The sequence below is a fragment of the Nocardia sp. NPDC088792 genome (assembly GCF_044750615.1).
Taxonomy (GTDB): domain Bacteria; phylum Actinomycetota; class Actinomycetes; order Mycobacteriales; family Mycobacteriaceae; genus Nocardia.
Window position 1 is genome coordinate 1,799,224 of sequence record NZ_JBIVKC010000001.1, and the last position, 20,235, is coordinate 1,819,458.

At 69.0% G+C, this 20,235-nt stretch carries 18 protein-coding genes and 1 pseudogene; 4 read left to right on the top strand and 15 right to left on the bottom strand.

Translation table 11 applies throughout. The features are described 5' to 3' along the window. Nucleotides 1-165: 165 nt before the first annotated feature. Nucleotides 166-1,158: an amidohydrolase family protein gene (locus tag ACIP5Y_RS08715; protein ID WP_400348834.1), complete on the top strand. Its 993-nt coding sequence runs from the start codon at nt 166-168 to the stop codon at nt 1,156-1,158. A 16-nt stretch (nt 1,159-1,174) separates the two neighbouring features. Here ACIP5Y_RS08715 and ACIP5Y_RS08720 read toward each other — a convergent pair whose 3' ends face one another. From ACIP5Y_RS08720 to ACIP5Y_RS08745, 6 genes are all read right to left on the bottom strand, one after another. Beyond that, a complete protein-coding gene (locus ACIP5Y_RS08720) occupies nt 1,175-2,545 on the bottom strand; it encodes a hypothetical protein (RefSeq protein ID WP_400348836.1) in 1,371 nt (456 codons plus the stop codon). A gap of 13 nt (nt 2,546-2,558) precedes the next feature. After that, nucleotides 2,559-3,389, bottom strand: coding sequence for an ABC transporter permease (locus ACIP5Y_RS08725; RefSeq protein WP_400348838.1), 831 nt, complete (start codon nt 3,387-3,389; stop codon nt 2,559-2,561). Further along, the gene (locus ACIP5Y_RS08730; RefSeq protein WP_400348840.1) at nt 3,386-4,420 is read right to left on the bottom strand and encodes an ATP-binding cassette domain-containing protein; all 1,035 of its coding nucleotides are present in this window, start codon (nt 4,418-4,420) and stop codon (nt 3,386-3,388) included. Before ACIP5Y_RS08730 ends, ACIP5Y_RS08725 begins: the two co-directional genes overlap by 4 nt. After that, the gene (locus ACIP5Y_RS08735; protein WP_400348841.1) at nt 4,417-5,706 is read right to left on the bottom strand and encodes a glycosyltransferase; all 1,290 of its coding nucleotides are present in this window, start codon (nt 5,704-5,706) and stop codon (nt 4,417-4,419) included. The genes ACIP5Y_RS08730 and ACIP5Y_RS08735 overlap by 4 nt, the downstream gene beginning before the upstream one ends. A gap of 3 nt (nt 5,707-5,709) precedes the next feature. Next, nucleotides 5,710-7,374 carry a condensation domain-containing protein gene (locus ACIP5Y_RS08740; RefSeq protein ID WP_400348842.1) on the bottom strand — a complete coding sequence of 555 codons (1,665 nt, stop codon included), beginning with the start codon at nt 7,372-7,374 and terminating at the stop codon, nt 5,710-5,712. Between the two features lie 124 nt (nt 7,375-7,498). Continuing rightward, complete coding sequence (locus ACIP5Y_RS08745) at nt 7,499-7,906, bottom strand: hypothetical protein (RefSeq protein ID WP_400348844.1); 408 nt, start codon at nt 7,904-7,906, stop codon at nt 7,499-7,501. Between the two features lie 317 nt (nt 7,907-8,223). Between ACIP5Y_RS08745 and ACIP5Y_RS08750 the strand changes: the two genes are divergently transcribed. Next, on the top strand, nt 8,224-8,949 hold the full coding sequence (locus tag ACIP5Y_RS08750; RefSeq protein ID WP_400348846.1) for a Mut7-C RNAse domain-containing protein: 726 nt from the start codon (nt 8,224-8,226) through the stop codon (nt 8,947-8,949). Between the two features lie 6 nt (nt 8,950-8,955). On the opposite strand, the pseudogene ACIP5Y_RS08755 reads toward ACIP5Y_RS08750, so the two are convergent. The 8 genes and pseudogenes from ACIP5Y_RS08755 to ACIP5Y_RS08790 all read right to left on the bottom strand — a co-directional run bounded on the left by ACIP5Y_RS08755 (nt 8,956) and on the right by ACIP5Y_RS08790 (nt 16,922). Next, nucleotides 8,956-9,440 (bottom strand): annotated as a pseudogene (locus ACIP5Y_RS08755) (MarR family winged helix-turn-helix transcriptional regulator). A 57-nt stretch (nt 9,441-9,497) separates the two neighbouring features. Continuing rightward, nucleotides 9,498-9,887, bottom strand: coding sequence for a MarR family winged helix-turn-helix transcriptional regulator (locus tag ACIP5Y_RS08760; protein WP_400349192.1), 390 nt, complete (start codon nt 9,885-9,887; stop codon nt 9,498-9,500). A gap of 122 nt (nt 9,888-10,009) precedes the next feature. Continuing rightward, nucleotides 10,010-11,020, bottom strand: coding sequence for a pyridoxal phosphate-dependent aminotransferase (locus tag ACIP5Y_RS08765; RefSeq protein WP_400348848.1), 1,011 nt, complete (start codon nt 11,018-11,020; stop codon nt 10,010-10,012). Between the two features lie 31 nt (nt 11,021-11,051). Next, nucleotides 11,052-12,068, bottom strand: coding sequence for a 3-oxoacyl-ACP synthase III family protein (locus ACIP5Y_RS08770; protein ID WP_400348850.1), 1,017 nt, complete (start codon nt 12,066-12,068; stop codon nt 11,052-11,054). Next, entirely contained in the window at nt 12,065-12,730 is a 666-nt protein-coding gene (locus ACIP5Y_RS08775) for an SRPBCC family protein (RefSeq protein WP_400348852.1), read from the bottom strand. Before ACIP5Y_RS08775 ends, ACIP5Y_RS08770 begins: the two co-directional genes overlap by 4 nt. Next, a complete protein-coding gene (locus ACIP5Y_RS08780; RefSeq protein WP_400348854.1) occupies nt 12,727-14,394 on the bottom strand; it encodes a thiamine pyrophosphate-binding protein in 1,668 nt (555 codons plus the stop codon). The genes ACIP5Y_RS08775 and ACIP5Y_RS08780 overlap by 4 nt, the downstream gene beginning before the upstream one ends. A 263-nt stretch (nt 14,395-14,657) precedes the next feature. Then, on the bottom strand, nt 14,658-15,824 hold the full coding sequence (locus ACIP5Y_RS08785; protein ID WP_400348856.1) for a serine hydrolase domain-containing protein: 1,167 nt from the start codon (nt 15,822-15,824) through the stop codon (nt 14,658-14,660). Between the two features lie 48 nt (nt 15,825-15,872). After that, nucleotides 15,873-16,922 (bottom strand): Lrp/AsnC family transcriptional regulator, encoded by a 1,050-nt coding sequence (locus ACIP5Y_RS08790; protein WP_400348857.1) that lies wholly within the window; start codon nt 16,920-16,922, stop codon nt 15,873-15,875. An 82-nt stretch (nt 16,923-17,004) separates the two neighbouring features. Between ACIP5Y_RS08790 and ACIP5Y_RS08795 the strand changes: the two genes are divergently transcribed. Then, nucleotides 17,005-18,240 (top strand): MFS transporter, encoded by a 1,236-nt coding sequence (locus ACIP5Y_RS08795; protein ID WP_400348859.1) that lies wholly within the window; start codon nt 17,005-17,007, stop codon nt 18,238-18,240. Beyond that, complete coding sequence (locus tag ACIP5Y_RS08800; RefSeq protein WP_400348860.1) at nt 18,237-19,481, top strand: amidohydrolase; 1,245 nt, start codon at nt 18,237-18,239, stop codon at nt 19,479-19,481. The genes ACIP5Y_RS08795 and ACIP5Y_RS08800 overlap by 4 nt, the downstream gene beginning before the upstream one ends. A 27-nt stretch (nt 19,482-19,508) precedes the next feature. Here the strand turns inward: ACIP5Y_RS08800 and ACIP5Y_RS08805 are convergent, their stop codons facing one another. Further along, on the bottom strand, nt 19,509-20,087 hold the full coding sequence (locus ACIP5Y_RS08805; protein ID WP_400348861.1) for a TetR/AcrR family transcriptional regulator: 579 nt from the start codon (nt 20,085-20,087) through the stop codon (nt 19,509-19,511). Between the last annotated feature and the right edge of the window lie 148 nt (nt 20,088-20,235).

Here is a 20,235-nt window from a genome sequence, read left to right on the forward strand (position 1 = left end):
GATGTGAACACACATATATGTTTGTTCCTCGTGGCATCCTACGTCGCATTTCTAAGAGATATCTATGTGCGTACACATCTATGTCGAACATAGGCCCAAGCAAAGATCCCACGCCGGCGGTCGTCGGCCTTCTAGTGTCGACTCCGGAGCGAAGAGGAGATGGCAATGAAAATCATCGGCCTGGAAGAACATCTGGTCACCGAATCGATTCTCGACACCTGGCGGGCGGGGGCCGAATCCGCGCCGGACGATCCGGCCCTGCAGTTCGCCTTGCGCGGCCCTTCCCCGTCGGGGCTGCTGGATCTGGGCGACGAGCGGCTGAAGGCCATGGACGAGGTGGGTATGGACGTTCAGGTCCTGTCGCTGACCACCCCGGGCCTGCAGCGGCTGACACCGGCCGCGGCCGTGCCGTTGCAGACCGAGGTCAACGATGTGATCGCCGCGGCGGTGCGGGCGCATCCGGATCGATTGCAGGGGTTCGCGACGCTGGCCACTCCCGCGCCCGCCGCGGCGGCGGCCGAATTGGGGCGCGCGGTCACGGAATTGGGTCTCTGCGGCGCGATGGTATTCGGGCGCACCGGCGATCAGCATTTCGATCATCCGGACTACTGGCCGATCTTCGAGGCCGCCGAAGCCTTGCGGGCGCCGCTGTACATCCATCCGCAGACGCCGCCGGCGGGGGTGCTCAACGCGTATTACAGCGGTTTCGACGAGGTGGTGGACGCGGTGTTCGGGGGTCCCGGCATCGGCTGGCACTACGACGTCGGCATCGAGATCACCCGCATGATCATCGGCGGCGTATTCGACCGGTTCCCGGATCTGCAGGTGATCGTGGGGCATTGGGGTGAGGTGGCGTTGTTCTATCTCGACCGCATCGATCTACTGCAGCGGGTGGTGAACCTGCCGCGGCCGGTATCGGATTACTGGCGCACCAATGTGTCGGTGACGCCGAGCGGCATGTTCACCCAGCGCTATCTGCGCTGGGCGATCGAGGTGCTCGGCATCGACCGCATCATGTTCTCCGCCGACTACCCGTTCGTGCCCGTCCCCGAGAACGGGTGCCGGAACTTCCTCGAACAGGCCGATCTCACCGATGCCGAGCGCGAGCAGATCGGCTCGGGCAACTGGGAACGCCTGTGCGCGAACATCCGCCGGTAACTGCGCACGGAACGCCCTAACTCCAGAAGGTCGGGTGCAGGCCCCAGGCCGCGAATTCCTTTGCCACATAGTCGTGCAAGGCGGCGCGGGTCGGGAAGCGGTCGGGGTCCGCACCGGTGATGGCGAGGGTCACCGTCTCGCCGCCACTGGACCAGGACAGGTTCAGGCCGACCTCGAGCCGGCGGAACATCTCGGTCTCGCGAGTGCACACGATCGGCCGCATGAGGACCGAGCGGGCGCGCCGGCCGCCGATGGTGGCCACCGCCTGACCGGTCTCACCGAGGTTGGTGCACAGGCATTCCGGCGCCTTCGCGGTGCGCGAGAAGTAGCCGAGCACCGCGCGGGGCAGCATCATCTGCACGGGCTGCAAGTGTTGCAGCGCCGGTGTGGTGGCCGGATCGGCGTAGGCCTGACCGGCCTGCTTGATGGCGGCCCGGACGTGCGCGAGATCGGTGAGCTCGCCCGACCGGTAGGGCACGGCGATGGGCAGGCCGGTGGTGGCATTGGCGCGAGGATCGCCGGGCTTCCGCATGGAGTGCGGAATGTCCACGCGCACAACGGCTTCCTCGCCGAGGCGGCCGGTGCGGCCGAGCAGGCCGACGGCGACGCCGACCATGAGACCGTTCGCGGTGCCCTGATGGGCGGCGGCCACCGCCTTCCATTCGGCCAGCTCCACCTCCACCACCGCGACGGCGGCCGTGTACTGATCGGGCAGGTCCAGCCGGGGTTCTTCCGGGCGCGGATTGCGCTCGGGCTCACGCACACCGCGGGCGGCGATGGCCGCGCGAATACTCTTCGCCGCGGCACGCAACTGACCGAGCGCGTCGGCGACATGCCCCTCGCGTCCGCTGACGCGCGGCGTCGTGGTTTCAGACGATCCGGTGGCCGACGCTCCGGTGACCAGTCGGCCGGAACTGGCCGAAATCGACACCGGTGCATCGGAATCCAGCCGTTCCAGCGCATCGCCGACCGCGAACAGCACCGCGCCGCCGTCGGCGCCGACGTGCGAGGTGACCAGGGACAGCAGCATGCCGCCGTCGGCGGTGGGCGCGGCCGACAGCCGCCACACCCGGCCGGTGCGCGGATCGAAGTCCACCCGGCTCTGCGCGAAATACCAGTCCAGGACGCCGCTTTCGGGCACGACGGCGGTCTCGACGGTCAGTGGATGGGATTCCGCCGCCACCGTCCACCACGGCCGGGCGATGGGCACCGCCGTGCCGCGGACCCGCCGGGCCAGGAAGCCGTGCGCGAGGTGGGCGTGGAAGCGTTCCAGCACCTCGGGGTGCACGGGTTCGTCGAAGCGCCAGGCCAATTGGTTGACCAGGGCATTGCCGTAGAGGTCGTGCAGTTTGAGGAAGAGGTCGTCGTCCGCGGTGAGGCGATTCATGGGGATCCTCCGGTTATCGGGTGCGCAGCACGCGAACGGTCAAGGGCGCGAACACGACGGCGACGATCACGGCGGCCACCACCGACCAGAGCAGGTCACTGCCCGCGTGACCGGAATCGGCGAGCGTGCGCACGGCGGCCACCAGATGCGAGACCGGGTTGTAGTCGGAGACGTGCCGCAGCCAGGTCGGCATGGCAGCGACCGGGACCAGGGCATTGGAGGCGAAGCTGAGGAAGGTCAGCACCAGCATGGACATGCCCTGCACGGCCGCCGGCCGCGCCACCGTGACACCGATGAAGGCGAACAGCCAGCTCATCGAGGTGGTCGCGAGCACCACCAGCAGTGCGCCGGCCAGCAACCCGAACGGATGATCCGGGCGGTAGCCCATGCCGAAACCGACGACGAGCACCATGACGGCGGCGATCACGTATCTGGTTGCGCCCGCGGCCAATGCGCCCGCCACGGGTGCGAAGCGGGAGATCGGCATGGAGACGAACCGGTCGAAGACGCCCGAGTGGATGTCCTCGGACAGCTGCACACCGGTGGCCACCGAGGAGGTGAGCACGATCTGCACCAGCACGCCCGGCACCAGGGTGGGCAGATAGGCGTGCAGGCTGCCCGCGATGGCGGTGCCGAACACATTGCCGAACAGCAGCGGTCCCACGATCGGCAGCAGCACGGCATCGTAGAGCAGCTGCGGGCTGTGCCGGAAGGTGAGCATGCCGCGCTTGGCCATGATCAGCGACTGCCACAGTGCGGCAGCCAATCCCACGTGCAGGACGGTGGGCTCCCGGACGACACGCGGGGCGTGGACGCGCACGGGTGTTTCGGTCAGAACGGTCATGATGCGGACCCCCGGGTGACGGCAGGTGAGGTGGCCGCGGACGACGCTGTGGCAGCCGGTTGGCGAGTGAGAGCGAGGAAGACCGAGTTCAGATCGGGCCGGTCCACGGCGAAGCCGCGCAACCGGATACCGCTGGTGCGGCAGGCCGCGATCACCTCGGCGGCGAGATCGGTGTCGGACAGGGGAACCGTGAGCGTGTCGGGCGTATCACCGTGCAGCGGAGTGATTCCGGTGATCCGTTCGACGGCCGCATCGGCCAGCGGACGTTGCCCGGCATCGGCGAGATCGATGCGCAGCATCTCCTCACCGATGGACGACTTCAGTTCGCCCGCCGTGCCTTCGGCGACCACCGTGCCGTGATCGATGACGGCGATCCGGTCGGCCAGGGCGTCGGCCTCCTCCAGGTACTGGGTGGTGAGCAGGATGGTGGCGCCGCGATCGACGAGTCCGCGCACCACCGTCCACATGCGTTCCCGGGTGTGCGGGTCGAGGCCGGTGGTGGGCTCGTCCAGGAAGATCAAGGGCGGCACCGTGATCAGCGTCGCGGCCAGGTCCAGCCGGCGGCGCATACCGCCGGAGAAGGTGCTCACCCGCCGGGTCGCGGCGCCGGTGAGCTCGAATTCCTCCAGCAGTTCGGTGGCGCGGCGGGCGGCGGCGCGGCGGGTCAGGCCGAGCAGCTGCCCGAACAGGCGCAGGTTCTCCACCGCGGTGAGGTTCTCGTCGACGGCGGCGTACTGGCCCGTGAGCCCGATCATGGAGCGCACCGCGGTGGCATCGCGCACGATGTCGTAGCCGAAGACGCTGGCGCGGCCGCGATCCGGCCGCAGCAGGGTGGCGAGCATGCGCACGGTGGTCGTCTTGCCCGCGCCGTTCGGCCCGAGCAGGGCGAAGACCGTGCCGGCCTCGACCTCCAGGTCGACCGCGTCGACCGCGGTCATGCCGCCGAAGGTCTTGCCCAGACCGTGGGTTTCGATGGCGAGTTCCGGTCTCTCCACGATGATCTCGAGCTGCGGCTCACTGGTTCCGGTCATTGGGGGCTACCTCCGAACAGTGTCGGCCCGGTGGCCGTGCCCGAGTGATCGGGCCGATCGGCCACGGGGACCATGGATTCGACGACATCGGCGGCCCGGCTCACGCCGTCGTCCCGGAACCGCATGCCGTAGGCCGCCGCCCGCAATACGGTGGACGACTCGGTGGCGCTGATCAGCGCCTGTTCGAGGCGGTCGGCGGTGAGATCGGTGAAGGGCAGGGTCGCACCGAGTCCCAGCGTTTCGAGCTGCCGGCCCCAGTAGGGCTGGTCGGCCTGCACGGCGCAGATCACCGAGGGCACTCCGGCGCGCAGTGCGGCGGCCGTGGTGCCGGCGCCGCCGTGATGCACGGCCGCCGCGCAGCGCGGCAGCACGGAGGTGTGGTCGACGTACCGGACGACGGCCACCTCCGGGCTGAAGCCCTGCCGGAACATGCTGCCGGACAACAATAGTCGCATGCTCAGATGCCGGCAGACGGCGCGTATCGTGCGCTCCAGTCCCTCCGGATCCGGGATCTGCATCGATCCGAATCCGACATAGACGGGTGCGGGCCCCGCAGAGAGCCAGGCCTCGAGCGCACCGCTCGCGGCCGGGCTCCCCGCGGACGCGGAATCCTCGGGGACGACGGGGAATCCGGTGACCGGCGCTCCCCCGAGCTCCAGTTCCAGTCCCGGGAACAACTCTCCGTCGTACGCCTGGATCCGCACCCGCTTGCCCGGCTCCCGGTGCGGGACGGGCGCTTCGGCGCGGAGTTCCGCGAGTGCCGGTTCCAGCGCGCGGGCCCGCACCCAGGCCAGGGCCCGCCAGGCCAGGCGGTTGAGCGGACCGGGAATCCGGTGACCCCAGGCCGCGGGGACCACCGGCACCGCCCGGCTGGGCGCGATGGGAAAGAAATGCATCGCCGCGAGGGGCACGCCACGCTGCGCAGCCACCTCCGCGGCGAGCTCCTCACAGGCCATGCCCGTGACGAGAACCTGTGCGTCCGTGGCGATATCGAGCAGGTCCCGCCCGGCCTCCGGCACGCCGCGCCGCTGCAGATCCAGCAGGGCCCGCACCCGAAGGTACGGATTCAGGCCGGCGAAGCGGGTGTCGTCGAGCTGGGCACGCAGCAGCACCTCGCTGTCCACCCCGAACGGTGCGGCCGGAATGCCATGGTGCTCGGCGAATTCCACCAGGTTCGGCGAGACGGCCAGCGTCACCCGATGACCGCGCCCGGCCAGCTCCCGCGCGAGCAGGATGCCCGGCTGCGCGTCACCCCGGCTGCCGGCGAAGGCGAGCAGGACCCGCATGATTCACCTCCCCGTCGAGGAGGCGACCAGTTCCGGCGCAGCGTCGGCCGGGACGGGTACGCCATCGCCCTGCGGCGCCGGAAGGCCTCCTGCCGGAACACCGACCAGCTGCGGCTCACTGCCCGAGAGCACAGCGGGTGCGGCGGCCGCAGCGGGCTGCGGGTCTGCGGACGGGGGCGGGGTGGACGGGCCGGCGGGGACCGCGTCGCGCAGCATGTCGAGCACGGCGCCGCCCGGTACTTCGGGTACCGCTGCCAGCAGTTCGGCGGCGGCGTCCTGCGGGGCGGCGAGCTCCACCTCGCGGGCGAATTCGCGCATGGCGCGGACGAATTCGCCGAGGAAGCGGTCCATCTCCTCGACCGGGAAGGTGGCCGGGAAACGGGTGGACAGGCGCAGGCCGTCGGCGCCGCGCACGACCCAGAAGAACACCTCGTCGCCGGAGTAGCACTCGGCGCGCAGGGTGTGGCCGCGCAGGGATTCGACCAGCTCGTAGTCGGGCAGCACGCGGATGTCGAGGAAGGAGATGCCGAAGCGCGGACGATCGTTGCAGCCCAGCAGTTCCAGGGCCCGGGTCCAGGTGGTCTCGTTGCCGGCGCGGGAGCGGCGCAGGGCGTTGCGGGTGGATTCCAGTCCGGTGTCGAGGTCCAGGTCGGGCGCGAGGGTGATGTCGATGGGCACCACGTTCACGAACCAGCCCATGGATTCCAGCCACTTCAGATCGGGCCGGGTGGAGATGGGCATGATGGCCCGCATGGAGATGTAGCCGAAACTGCGGCGGTAGGCGATGGCCAGCGCGGTGAACACCGCGACGGTCAGCCGGTGGCCGCGCGCGCTGACGCCCGCCTCCACGGCCTCCAACTCGCTGAGCGACAACAACTTCCGGGAGATGCTGGTCTGCGCGGTCTCGGAGTGGGTGGCGCTGCCGCGGGTGATGGCGGGTTCGAATCGGGGCAGCATGCCGCCGGAGCCGTCCAGGAAGCGCCGCCACAGCTGGACGCCGTCGCACTGCGCGGTGAGGGCCGCCGCGGCGTCGCGCTCGTAGGCGGCGAAATCCGCCGAGCTGCCGAAGGTCACCGATTCGCGGGCCGGTTCACCGGCGACCACGGACTGGTAGAGGGCACGCAGTTCCAGGATGACGATGGCCTGCGAGTAGGCGTCCATGACGGAGTGGTCCGCGGCCACCAGCACCGTGAATCCGGAGTCACCGTGGTCCACGGTGGCCAGCAGGCAGTGCGGCCAGATCAGCGGCGAGAGCCGCAATTCCAGTGCGTCCGTGAGGTATTCGCTGACGGCTTCCGGAGCTGTGCGGCCGGGCACGGGCTCGTCGGTGATGGTGACGGCTTCCGGGGCGCAGACCAGGCGCTGCGGTTCGGCCACATCGTGGCGGCCGAGCGTGGTGCGCAGGCCCTCGTGCCGCGCGTGCCACAGGCGCACGGTTTCGCGCCAGTGCTCGGCGTCGAGGGGTGCGTCCATTTCGAAGATGGTGCCGATCCAGCGGCCGCGGCCGGGGCGCGGATCGGCGGCATCGGTTTCCTTGCAGTGCCGCACGTGCACGCTCGCGAGCGGCCGCTCGTCGGTGGTCCAGTCGTGGCCGGGTTCGAGTTCCGCGCGCCAGAGCGTCAGAGTGCCGGGGCGGATAGCGAATTCGGACAGGTGGGTGTATTCCATGGCTATTCCCTCATCGAATTTCGAATCATGCCTCAGATTACGTTTTTATCTCGCGGAGAAATCAGAACGAGCAAAACGTTCGTTTCGCGCGAATCGTCGGCACGACAGGAGAATTGAACGATCTTTACTTCGACCCTGCGGAGCCACTGCCGGCCGCCGCACTACCGCTGCCCAGCGCCTGCGCCGCGGTACCACCTGCCTGTGCCGAGCCACTGGCCGCACCACTACCGGTGCCGAGCACGCTCAGCACCGAGCCCGGACCCGGGAAGAGCCCGGCCACGGAACCGGCTGCGGCGCTGCCGGTACCCAGTGCGCCGAGCAGTCCCGACGCGGTCGAGCTGCCCGTGCCGAGTGCGGCACTACCCGATCCGAGCTGCGGCAATACCGTGTTGGCGGGAGCCGGCGAGGTCGCGTCGGCGGGAGGCGGCGTATCGCCTCCCGCCGGTGCGGCGGCAGCCAGGCCGGGCGCGATGAGCGGTGCGGCGAGACCCGCGAAAACGATGGCCGCACGCGCGAATCCGGGTACGTACATGGCCCGATTCCTTTCAAACCTTCATCAGGAACGAGTACGCCGAATGAAAAGGCGAACTCGATTGTCTGCAGGTCGGGAGTGCGGCGGCGACTTTGCCGAGAATGGCACCCGACGGGAGAACCTCTTCGTCCATCGGTGGTCGGATTCGACCTGCCTGCACAGAAAATCACCAGTTGGCAGTATTCGCAACCTTCAAACTCGCAAACATTTGGTTAACGAGCTGTTCGTAAGCCTTTCATGTGCTCCACGCCACTGCGCCAACGAATTCCGTCGTTCATTCACTTTTCGTGCATTCTGATTTCGGCGATACTGTCCGCGTGCACACAGGGGAGATCACGGTCGCGTTCGCGCCCGAACTGCGGGTGTTCGTGGCCCAGCGGGCCGCCGATCCGATACGCATCGATGGCGTTTCCACGCTCGGTCATGTGGTGGAGTCGCTCGGCGTACCGCTGACCGAAGTGGGGGAACTGACAGTGGACGGCCGCCCGGTGCGGCCGTCACATGTACCCGCGGACCGCGAGACCGTGGCCGTTGCCGCCGTGACCCGCCCGGTGCTCTCCGCCCAGCCGGTGCGCTTCCTGCTCGACATCCATCTCGGCACGCTCACCCGGCGGCTGCGGCTGCTCGGTATCGACGCCGCCTACGAGAACCCCGATATCGGCGACGCCGCGCTGGCGGCCCGCTCGGCGGCCGAGCACCGGGTGCTGCTGTCCCGGGATCGCGGTCTGCTGCGACGCCGCGAAATCTACTCCGGCGCATACGTTTACAGTCACAAGCCGGCCGAGCAGCTGGACGATGTGCTGTCCCGCTTCGCGCCGCCACTGGATCCGTGGACGCGCTGCACCTCCTGCAACGGCACCCTGCATCCGGCGGATCCGGAATCGGTCCGCGCGCAGTTGCCGGACAACACGGGCCGCACCTACGACACCTTCGCGCGCTGTGCCGACTGCGGGCAGACCTATTGGAAGGGCGCGCATCATGCGCGGCTCGACGCCATCGTCGCCGCGGCGCTCGCGAAGTACCCGGACCCGCTCGCGCGGTGAGGCCCGCTAGAGCTGGTAGTCCTCGACGTCCAGGCCGGCGTGCCGTTCGTTGCCGGCGGCGCTGAATTCGTTCAGGGCGCGGATCAGTCCCGCCCGGTCCTCGTCGGGCATGCGCTGCACGACGGCCGCGATCTCCTCGCGCCGGCGCTCGAGCACGGCCTGCACGACTTCGCGCCCGCGCCCGCTCAATTCGACGATGAGCTCCCGGCGCGAGTTCGGATTCTGCTGCCGGTCGATCAGACCGGCCGCGACCAGGCGATCGACCATGCGGGTGGCCGTGGAGGGCTGCACGTTCAGCGGCCCGGCCAGGGTCGCCACATTCGACGAGCCGCGGGTGAAAGGATCACCAGCGTGCGGAACTGCGGGATGGTGATGGTCTCGTCGACATGCGCGAGGGACCGGGCCGAGAGCGCCACCAGCAGCCGGGAGGCGGTCAGCAGCGCATCGGTGAGGGCGTCGACGGATTCCGCCGTCTCACTGCGGCGCATCATGGCCGTCCTCCGTGGCTTCGCATGGCGGGTCCGGATGTCGGTGGGTGCGGGCGCGACTCAGCGGGTGCGTGCCGCGGCCGCGGCCTGGTCGAGGCGGAGACCGAGCGCCTTCACCTGGTCGCGCAGGGCCTCGATCTCCTCGATCGGAACGCCCACCAGCTCGAGAACCGTGTGGATCATGTCCTGCGCCGCGTGCTGTAGTTCCCGGCTCGCCTCGGTGGCGTGCAGGACCACGGCCCGGCCGTCGTTCGGACTGCGTACGCTCTCGACCAGGCCCCGCGTCTGCAGACGCTGGACCAGCGGGGACACCGTGCCGTAGTCGAGGTGGATCTGCTCACCCAGATCCTTCATGGTGATGCCGGGATGCTCCCACAAGGCCAGCAGTACCAGGTACTGCGGGTAGGTGAGGTGCATATCGTCCAGGAACGGCCGGTATGCGGCGGTCATGGACCGAGACGTGGAGTACAGCGCGAAACACAACTGCGCATTGAGCGACAGCAGTCCGTAGTCGATCTCCTCGTCCGCTCCGGCCCGGTGCCCTTCGGGTGCGGAAGGCGGATTTTCTTGCATTACTGCACTGTACTGCGCACGGCATGGAGCACCGCGTCGGTGGCGTCCCGATCGCCGACGGTGATCCGGATACCGGTCGGATAGCGCTTGACGTGAATGTGGGCGTCGGCCAATGCCGCCCCCACCCGATCGATGTCAGGAGCCGGCAGCGGCAGGTAGGCGAAGTTGGCGTAGCTCTCCGGCACGCGCATACCCAGTTCGCGCAGTCCGGCGGTGAGCCGGTGCCGGTGCGCGCCGATCATGGCGATCCGGCCCGCGATCTCCGGCTCCGCCTGATAGCAGGCGCGCACGGCGACCTCGGCGAGCGAGCTCATGCCGAACGGCAATTGACGGCGGGCGACGCGGCCGATCACACCGGCCGAACCGACCGCGTAACCGACCCGCAGCGCCGCCAGCCCGTACGCCTTCGAGAAGGTGCGCAGCACAACCAGATTCGCGTGCCGGCGCACCAGTTCCAGTGCATCGATGCGATCGGCGGCCGGCACGAAATCCACGTAGGCCTCGTCCAGTACGACGACGACATCCCGCGGCACCTGCCGCAAGAACTCCTCGAATTCCCCTGGCGTGAGCCGGGTTCCGGTCGGATTGTGCGGACTGCACAACACGACGAGGCTGGTCCGCTCGGTGACGGCCGCGGCAATGGCGCGCAGGTCCTGACGGCCGTCCGCGGTGAGCGGCACCGCGACGAGATCGCCTCCGGCCATGGCGGTGAGGATGGGGTAGCCGTCGAAGGTCGGCGTCGCCATCACGACCTGCGCTCCGGCGGAACCGAATTCCTGGACGAGATGCAGGATGACACCGGTGGCGCCCGCCCCCACCACAATCTGCTCGGGCGGGACGCCGAGGCGCTCGGCAATGAGCCGCGGCAGCCGCTCCGGCAGGAATTCGGGGTACCGGTTGGCCGAGGCCAGCGCCCGGCTCAGCGCCTCCCGCACGGACACCGGTGGGCCGTAGGGGATCTCGTTGAGCTGGAGTCGATGCCCCGGCGCGGTGAGCGGTGAGGTGCTCACCCTGGGGAGTGCGGCCGTACTCGACATGGTCTCAGCGCCCGCCCCAGCGCACGGCCGCGGCGGCGGCGAAATCGCCCGCGTGCGCAAAACCCGCGAACATCACCACGGATCCGGCCGGGACACGGCCCTCGTCCACCGCGCGATCGAAGGTGACGGGCATGCCCGCCGCGAACAGGTTTCCGCAGTCGTCGAAGGTGTCCGGATGCTTGTCGACCGGCAGCTGCAGAGCATCACGCCAGTTGCGCAGGAAGGCGCGGTTGGGCTGGTTGGTGATCAGCAGATCGAGCTCATCGGATTTCACGCCGATGCGTGCGCACACCGCCTGCGCGACCTCGGGCACCAGCTTGTTGCCGCGGCCGAGCACCTTGGCGATCTTGGATTCGGTGAAACCCACGTGCATCTGGCCGGATCCGGCCTCCCAGTAGCGGCGCGGCGGATCGGCGACGGCCGTCATCTGCCCGGCGAATTCCGGCAGGTGCCGGGTTTCGATATCCAGGATGGGCGAGACATCGGATTTCACCAGCAGGCCCGCGCCGGCACCGTCGCCGGGAATGGCGGCCTGCGGCTTGCCGCGCACCTGCTCCTGGGTGAAGATCTGGCCCGCGGCATTCTGCACGGTCACCACGAGCGCCGAGGTGGCCGAGGTGCTCAGCAGCAGCTGCCGGGCCAGTTTCATGCCGTGCACGAAGGCGGCGCAGCCGCCGTTGTGCAGATCGATCAGCCACTCCGGCGCGATGCCGAGCCGGGCCGCGACCTCACCGCCGTTGCCCACCACCGGCGTCTCCGGTAGCTGGGTGTGCACGATGAGAATATCGATGTCCTGCAAGATGTTCCGGCCCTGCCGCTCCAGAATGGGCGCGACCGCGCGTTCGGCCATATCGGCGACCGTCTCACCGGGAGCGGCGTGATGACGGAACTTCGGGGCCTTGAACATGACGTTCGAGGTGAGGTCCTCGGGATCGGCGAACTGCGCGAAATAGTCTGCGGGGACGATGTTTTCGGGCAGATACCCGGCGACGTCCACCAGGCTGACGGTGTCGATGCTCATGGTCGGTCCATCCATTCGGGCTTGATGGGCAGGCCGTTGGCGTGGCGGTGCTCGCAGATGGCCTTGAGGTTGCGCAGTTCGAGCAGGTGCCCGGCGGCGAAGAGATGCCAGAAGTCGCCCACCCAGACCGGGCGGTCCGCGGGTGCTGTTTCCGGGTAACCGTTCTCGTCGTAGAACGGGTGGTGACAGTTGGTCCACAGCACCACCGAACCCGGTTTGTTCAGCACCTTCTGCGCGTCGACCACGCGCATCAGGTAGATCATCCACAGGTGTTCGCCCTGATCCCAGGCGCAGTGGTAGTCCACCGTGCGGGCGGCGGGATTGGCTTCGGTGCGGGTGTAGATGCGGGTGTTCGAGCCGATGCGGTCATCGGAGACCCACAGGTCCGGCTCCTCGGTGCGTTCGAAACCCCGCATGCTGTAGGTCCATTCGCACAGGCTGCGGGTGTCGGCGAGGTATTCGTACACCTCGTCGGGCGGGGCGGCGACGTACTCGTTGACGGTGCAGTACTCGCCGAAGATCTCGTCGTGCGGGTACACCGCGCGGGTCATGTCGAGCACCATGGGCATGCCCTCTTTGAGGGTCAGGGTCTCGATCCGGTACACGCCCGGCACACCCACATCCGGCACCTCGACGGGTGCGGCCTTCACCGACTCGGTCATGCGAACTCCTTCAGGAATGGTGCGAACGGAGGTATTTCGTCTGGATCACAACGGAGTTCGATGAAGGCCGGGCCCGCCACGGTGCGGGCTCGATCCAGCGCCTCCTCGAACTCCGCGAGAGTGGTCGCGGCCCAGGCGGGCAGGTGCGGGAACATGGCCGCCACCCCCGCCCCGATCTCGGCGGGCCCGAACCGGTTGAAGGTGTACTCCCCGGAGTAATACAGCTGTTCCCGGGTGACGCACATGGCGTGTGCATTGTTGTTGAACACGATGAACGTAACCGGCACACCATGCTCGACCGCGGTGTGGACCTCGTGCCCGTGCATGAAATATGCACCGTCCCCGGCGATTACGACAGTACGCCGCCCCCGCCCCAGCGCACTCCCGACCCCTGCGCCGAACGCGTACCCCATCCCGCCCATGCCGAGCGCAATGAGAAACCGCCCATCCGCGGGCACCGGCAGGTGGTGCACCACCGCGGCGCCGGTATTCCCGGCATCGGCAACGACATCGGTCCCCGGCTCCAGCCGAGCGGCAATGGCGGCGACCGCCTCCCGATACCGGACACCGGGCCCTGCCGAAGCCGGCACCGAGAGTTCCGGGATCACGTCCCGGATCTCCTGTGACACAGCGGATCCGGATACACCGAGAGCGTCTGCCAAGAATTGCAGCGATATCCCGAGGTCGCCCTGGACCCTGGCGTGCACCGGCACGAACGGCTCGTCGACCCCGAGGTGCACCACCACGGGACAAGCCGCCAGCGGATCGTCCAATCCAGCGCGTGCGGTCATGGACAGCGTCGCCCCCGCGAGCACACACACCGCCGCTTCCGAAACCAGTTTGGGCGCATGCGGATGCCCCATGATGCCGACGACACCCGCGAACCGCGCGTCATCGTTCGGAAACGCGTCCTTGGCGTCCGGCGTCACCAGTACCGACGCATCCAGTACCGCGGCCAGCGCGGCCAGTTCGGCACGCGCATCCGCACGCGCGATCTCCGGTCCGGCAATGATGACGGCCGGCCCCTTGTGCGTCCCGGTGAGCAGCGCGACGGCCGCGGCGGCTCCTGTTTCGCCGATGGCCTTCGGCGTGGCCGGACGGGGCTCCGCGCCGGACCCGGGCTGCGGCAGCACTGCCGCTTGAATGTCTTTGGGCAGCAGTAATACTGCCGGTCCGCCGGACTTCGCGGCGGCGATGGCGCGGTCGAGTTCGGTGTGGATGTCTTCGGGGCGTGTGATTTTCGCGCAGTAGCGGGATACCGCGGCGAATATCCGCTGCGCGTCCAGGCGGTCGGGGCCGCCGCTGGTGTCCTGGAAGGCGCCGCGGCCTTCCAGCGGGAGCGGGGGCTGGCCCACGAGGGCCAGCACCGGGGTTCGGGAGTCGAAGGATTCGGCCAGGGCGGCAAGGAGATTCATGGCGCCGCCGCCGGAGGTGGCGGCTACCACGCCTAGGCGGCCGGTGCTGCGAGCGTACCCGTCCGCCATGGTGGCGGCGCCGAATTCGTGTTTGGCGACTATGCCGGTGAGGGCGGTGTCGGTGCGGTGGACTGCATCGTAGATGTCCTCGATATTCGCCCCGCCGACTCCGAAGAGATGTCCGGTGTGCTCGGCGAGGCGGTCGACGATCAGGTCGGCCACGGTTCTTGTGCCTTGTGCGCGATACATCGCCCACAATGTATCCCCGCCGACCCAGACAGATCAATGTGTCAGGCATCACATCATTGCCCGAAATGCGCTGCCGCACAGAAATATTGGGCGACCGACAACCCCGCCGGGCCAGCACCGGCGGGGTCGCGGGTCCGGAGCTACGTCATCCGAACCAGCTTCGTATGGGCAACCGGCCGAGTGGCCGGTACACCGGGACTACGATCGGCCCGCGCGTTCGGTTCAATCGGCATGCGGCGGGCCGCAGGGCACGCCGCGCGGGTTCAGCCGAAGATCGCGCGGGCCACGCGCAGGCAGCGGATATCGCCATTGAGGGTGAGGCCGAGCCGGTTCGGGACATAGGCGAAGGACAGGCCGGTGGCCGGATCGGCGAAACCGAGCGAACCGCCCATACCGGGCGTGCCGTAGGCGCGGTGATCCGGCGAGCCGAACGGGAACACCGGGCTGGACTTGCGGAATCCCAGATGGAATCGGGTCGGCGTCCAGAGCACGGCATCGGGCGCGGGCACCGGGCCCGGATCGGCCAGACGGGCGCGCACTTCCGGGTCGATGGGCAACTCACCCCGCAGCCCGGCCGCGTAGATGCGGGCGAGGGCCCGCGCCGAACCGACGCCATTGCTGCCCGGCAGCTCGACCCGCATGATCTCGGGCCGCACGAAATCCTCGGGCATGCCGAGGTCCGGGTTGGCCAGCGCCCGGAACAGCGGGCCGCGGCGCAGCAGGGCCGGAAGCGCTTGATTCCAGGGCACATTCCGCTCGTACCGCAGGTCCGTGCCGGAGGTCCGGACAAGTCGGACAATTCGGTCGGCAGCCAGGTCCTCGGGCAGGCCCAGCGTGAAGTCCACCCCGAGCGGTCCGGCAATGTCGTCGGCGATCACGCGCCGCAGGCTGCGCCCGGCCGGATCGGTGCGGCGCACCAGCTCGTTCACGTACAGCCCGATGCTCACCGGGTGATAACCCTGCCTGGTGCCGGGTGCCCAGCCGGGCCGCTGCGCCGCCAGCACCGCGGCCACCCGATCCAGCTCCAGCAGATCGGCGAGGGTGAGCCGGCCACGCAGGATGTGCAGCCCCACCTGGTGGTCGATGAGCTGCCGCACGGTGACCTCGCCCTTGCCGTGCGCGGCGAACTCCGGCCAGTACTTCGCGACGGGCTCGTCGTAGTCCAGCCGTCCCTGCGACACCAGCATGGCGAGCGCCAGTGCGGCAACGCCTTTGGTGGAGGAGAACACCGGCGCGACGGTGTCGCGCTCCCACGGCAATCGCCGCGTGGCATCGCGCCATCCGCCCCAGATATCCACCACGGGCCGATCCCCGTCGAACACGGCCACGGCCGCGCCGATCTCGCCCTGCCGCTCGAAATTGCGCCGGAAGGCGTCGGCCACCCGGCCGTAGCCCTCGGCGACGTATCCGTGAATCTGCTGCTCGGTCATCGATACGAAGCCTACGTAAGCACCTGGCACCGACTGTCGGGCCCGGCGCTACCAGACCGCGAAGGGCACCCGCCCGACCGCGCGGCCGTCCGGACCGAGCAACCGGCCCATGCGTTTGAGCACCCGCAGCGTCATCTGCCGTTCGACGATGCTCAGCGCCGGAAAGGTCTGCAGTAGGCGGGTTTCCAGATGGATGCTCTCCTGCTGGCTGCGCAGCCAGGCGATGAGCAGCACATTGCTGTCGTCGGTGGTCGCCACGCACAGCCGGATCTCGGGCCAGCCCGCGAGGGCGCCGCCGAGCTTGTCCAGTTCATCGGCGGGTATCCGCACCCAGTAATGCATGTTCACCGCCCAGCCGGCGGCCTGCTGGGCCATATCGCAGCGAATGATCAGGCGCCCCGAACGAATCATCTCGGCGAGGCGGCGGCGCACCGTGGTCTCGCTCAGGCCGGTGTCCAGCGCGAGTTCGGCGGCGCTGCGGCGGCCGTCGACTCCCAGCGCCAGCATGAGCGCCGCATCGCCGGCCCGGCGCTGCGCGGGCGACGGCGCCGGATGTTCCCGGTCGTCGAGGAGTTCGATGCGCTGCGCCGCATCGAGGGCCTGCGGTCGCCAGTGACTGCCCTCGACGTACATGTGCAGGCTGATCGCCACCCGGATCTCCTCGATGCCCGGCAGCGCGGCGAGGTGCTCGACGGTGAAATCGTCCAGGGCGGCGAGGTTTTCGGCCGCCACCGAGAGCTGGAGTTGATGGCGGCCGGCTATCCGTTCCACCGAGAACACCGAGGGCGTCGCGCACACCGCGTCGGAGACGGCGGCCAGCTCCGGCGCGCGGCAGTGCACCCGCAGGTGTCCGATGGTGGCGAATTCCGGCGCGTACGCCGTCATCCAGGCCAGTCCGGCATCGGTGAGCCGCTGCCAGCGGCGCGCGACGGTGGTGGCGTCCAGGCCGAGGGTGGCGCCGATGCGGGTCCAGGAGGCGCGCGGATTGATCTGCAGCGCATTGACCAGGTCCAGGTCGCGTTCGCTGAAGGCGGCGGAATCCGGCGGGAGAGTTCCGATGCCGCCGGTATCCGGCGTTTTCGCCGTATCCTCGGGCATAGGGCTCATTGTGGCATTTCACCGCGCCGCCCGGTTCGAGTAGCCGGCACTGCCCGCTCGAGAGGTTGATGAAGGGGCACGAATGCCACGTACCACCCGGATAACCGTCATGCTGCTGTTCGCGGCGTGGGTGGTCGATTACATCGATCGGACGGTCATCAATTTCGCGCTGCCGTCCATCGGCAGTGATCTCGGGCTGGATCACACGCAGCTCGGGCTGCTGGTATCGGTGTTCTTCATCGCGTACGCGCTGGTCCAGGTGCCGGGCGGGCTGCTGGCCGACCGGTACGGCGCCTTGAAGGTCGGCATGATCGGCCTGCTGGCCTGGTCGATCTTCACCGGATTGACCGCCATCGCCTGGTCTTTCGCGGTCCTGCTGGCCATGCGGTTCCTGTTCGGGCTGGTGCAGGGCGTGTTCCCGGCGGCGGCCCTGAAGGCGCTGGCCGAACGCACACTGCCGGAGCAGCGGACCACCGCGACCGGCTGGACCAATGCCTCCAATGCCGCGGGCGTGCTGGCGGCCGCGGTCATCGCGGGGATCGCGCTGCCCACGGTGGGCTGGCGGGCCATGTTCGGGATCATCTCGGTGCTGGGTGTGGCGACGATCCTGGCATGGCGGCGCTGGATGCCGGAACCATTGGCGCAGGACGAGATTCCGGTCGCGCCCGGCGGCTCGAAGGCCGAGCGGCGGGCGGTGCTGCGCTCGCCGTCGCTGCTGGGCTTCGCGGCCATCTTCTTCGGCTACGACGTGCTCATCTGGGGCGTCACCGCGTGGACGCCGACCTTCCTGCACGAGCAGCGCGGTATCTCCCTGGGCACCATCGCCTTCGCTGCCGTGCCGATCACGCTGGCCGCGGCGGCGGGGACGATTCTCGGTGCGCGACTGTCGGATCGGCTGGGCGGACGGCCGCGGGTGATCGTGGTGCCCGCCATGACGGTCACCGCCGGGCTGCTGTTCCTGCTGCCGCGCTTGGATTTTCCGCTCTTCGTGGTGGTGGGCACGGTCATGACGCTGATCGCGGGCCTGGCCTATATGCCCGCCTTCGCGGTGCCGTTGCGCGCGCTGCCGAGCGCGTACATGGGCGTGGCCGCCGGGGTGATCATCTTCGGCGGGCAGCTGGCCGGTGTGTTCAGTCCGCTGGTCTTCGGGGTGATCACCGATCATCTTTCGTACACCGCGGCTTTCGAAACCATGGCCGCCGGGCCGCTGCTCGCGATCGTCGCGGCGGCGCTGGTGCCGCAGACCGCCGACGCGTTCCGGGCGGCCGTGGCCGCCCGATCCGCCGTCACCATCCCCGAAAAGGAGAGTCTCACATGACCGATGCCACCGATACCGTTGTCACGCAGCAGCTTCCGGGGGCCGAGCACTGGCAGCAGCTCTACCGGTACCTGCACGAGCACCCGGAACTGTCGGGGGCCGAACACGAGACGGCGCGGCTGGTGGCGGAGGAACTGCGGGCCCTCCCCGGCTGGGAGGTGACCGAACGGGTCGGCGGCACCGGTGTGGTCGGCGTGCTGAGCAATGGTCCCGGCCCGGTGATCTGGCTGCGCGCCGATATGGACGCGCTACCGGTGCAGGAGCTGACCCAGCTCGAATACGCTTCCCGCACACCGGGTGTCATGCATGCCTGCGGGCACGACGTGCATGTGACGGCGCTGCTGGGCACCTGCGCCGACCTGACCGCGAACCCGGTGCCGGGCACCGTGGTGGCGCTCTTCCAGCCCGCCGAGGAGACCGGCGCCGGCGCGCAGGGCATGATCGATGACGGTCTGCTGGACCGTTTCCCGCATCCGCGCATCGTGCTCGGCCAGCATGTGAGCCCCGCGCCGGCGGGCCTGGTGACCACCAAGAGCGGCCCGCTGATGGCGGCCTCGGATTCGGTGCGGGTGACCTTCAACGGCCTCGGAGGCCATGCCTCGCAGCCGCAGACCGCCGTCGACCCGCTGCTGATGGCCGCGTCCTACGTGGTCAAACTGCAGCATCTGGCGGCCCGTCAGACGGCGACCGCGAACTCCCCGGTTCTCACCGCCGGCGCCCTGCACGCGGGCACCCGCCCGAACATCATCGCCGACACCTCCGAGGTGCTGCTGAGCCTGCGCACCTTCAGCGCGGGTGTCCGCAAGCGCATGATGGCGGGCATCGAGCGCATGGCGCAGGCCGAGGCCGCCGCCCTGGGCGCGCCGCAGGACCCGAAGGTCGAGTTCTTCGATCCGTTCCCGGTCACCGTGAACACCCCCGGTGACACCGAACGTGTCATGGCCACCCTCACCGCCGCGCACCTCCCCGTCATGCCCATGAGCAATCCCATCACGGGCAGTGAGGATTTCGGCCTCTTCGGCACCGCGGCCGGCTGCCCCTCCGTCTTCTGGCACATCGGCGGCATCGATCCCGCCGGCTTCACCCCGGAGGACCAGGCCCACATGCTCGAGGAGGGCGCCCTCCCGCACGACCGCCCCTCCAACCACTCCCCCTACTTCGCCCCCGATCCCGCGGTGGCCCTGCCCACCGCCATCACCACCATGGTCACCGCGGCCCGCTCCGAACTCACCCGCGACTGAGCGGACGGAATCCGTTGTCCCCGGCCACTATCGGCCGGGGACGGCCGTAACCAGCGCGGTGACAAGGTTTTCCAGGGAGCAGAGCAAGCGGTCGTGGGGATAGTCGCCCGGGTGGATGAGGCGTAGGCGGCCGGATTCCCAGAGGGCGGCCAGTAGATGGCTGGCCATGAGTTCGATGTCCGCGTCCGGGGGGAGGGCGGGGCGGAGGGCCTCGGCGAAGTGGTGGACGAGCAGCGCCCGCAGGCGGTTGACGCGTTTCTGGAAGGCCTTGGTGTTGCTGTCGGTGATCATGTAGGCGGCGCGCCACCGTTGAGGTGCGGCCAGGACGGCGTGCAGGTAGGCGTCGAAGAGGGCGGTGAAGGCGGGGATGGGCGGGGTGCCGGGGGTGGGGAGGGCGCCGGCGAGTTGGGCCAGGGCGCGGTCGGATTCGCGGTTCAGGGAGTTGCGCAGGAGGTCGTCGGTGTCGGTGAAGACGCCGTAGACGACCGGGCGGGTGACGCCGGCGCGGCGGGCTACCGCGTCCATGCTGACGGCGGCGGTGCCGTCGGTGTCGATGATGTCGAGGACCACGTCGAGGAGTTGTTCGCGGCGGTCTTCGCGGGTCATGCGGGCTGCGTAGGGGCGATTTCGCCTGGCCGGCGCTGATGACATGGGGAACACCTCCTTCTCGGGCGAGCCTTTCGGACGAGCCGCCCCTTGTAAAGCTACAGGACTGTAGCTAAAGTTCGATGGCATAGAGCTACAGTTCTGTAGC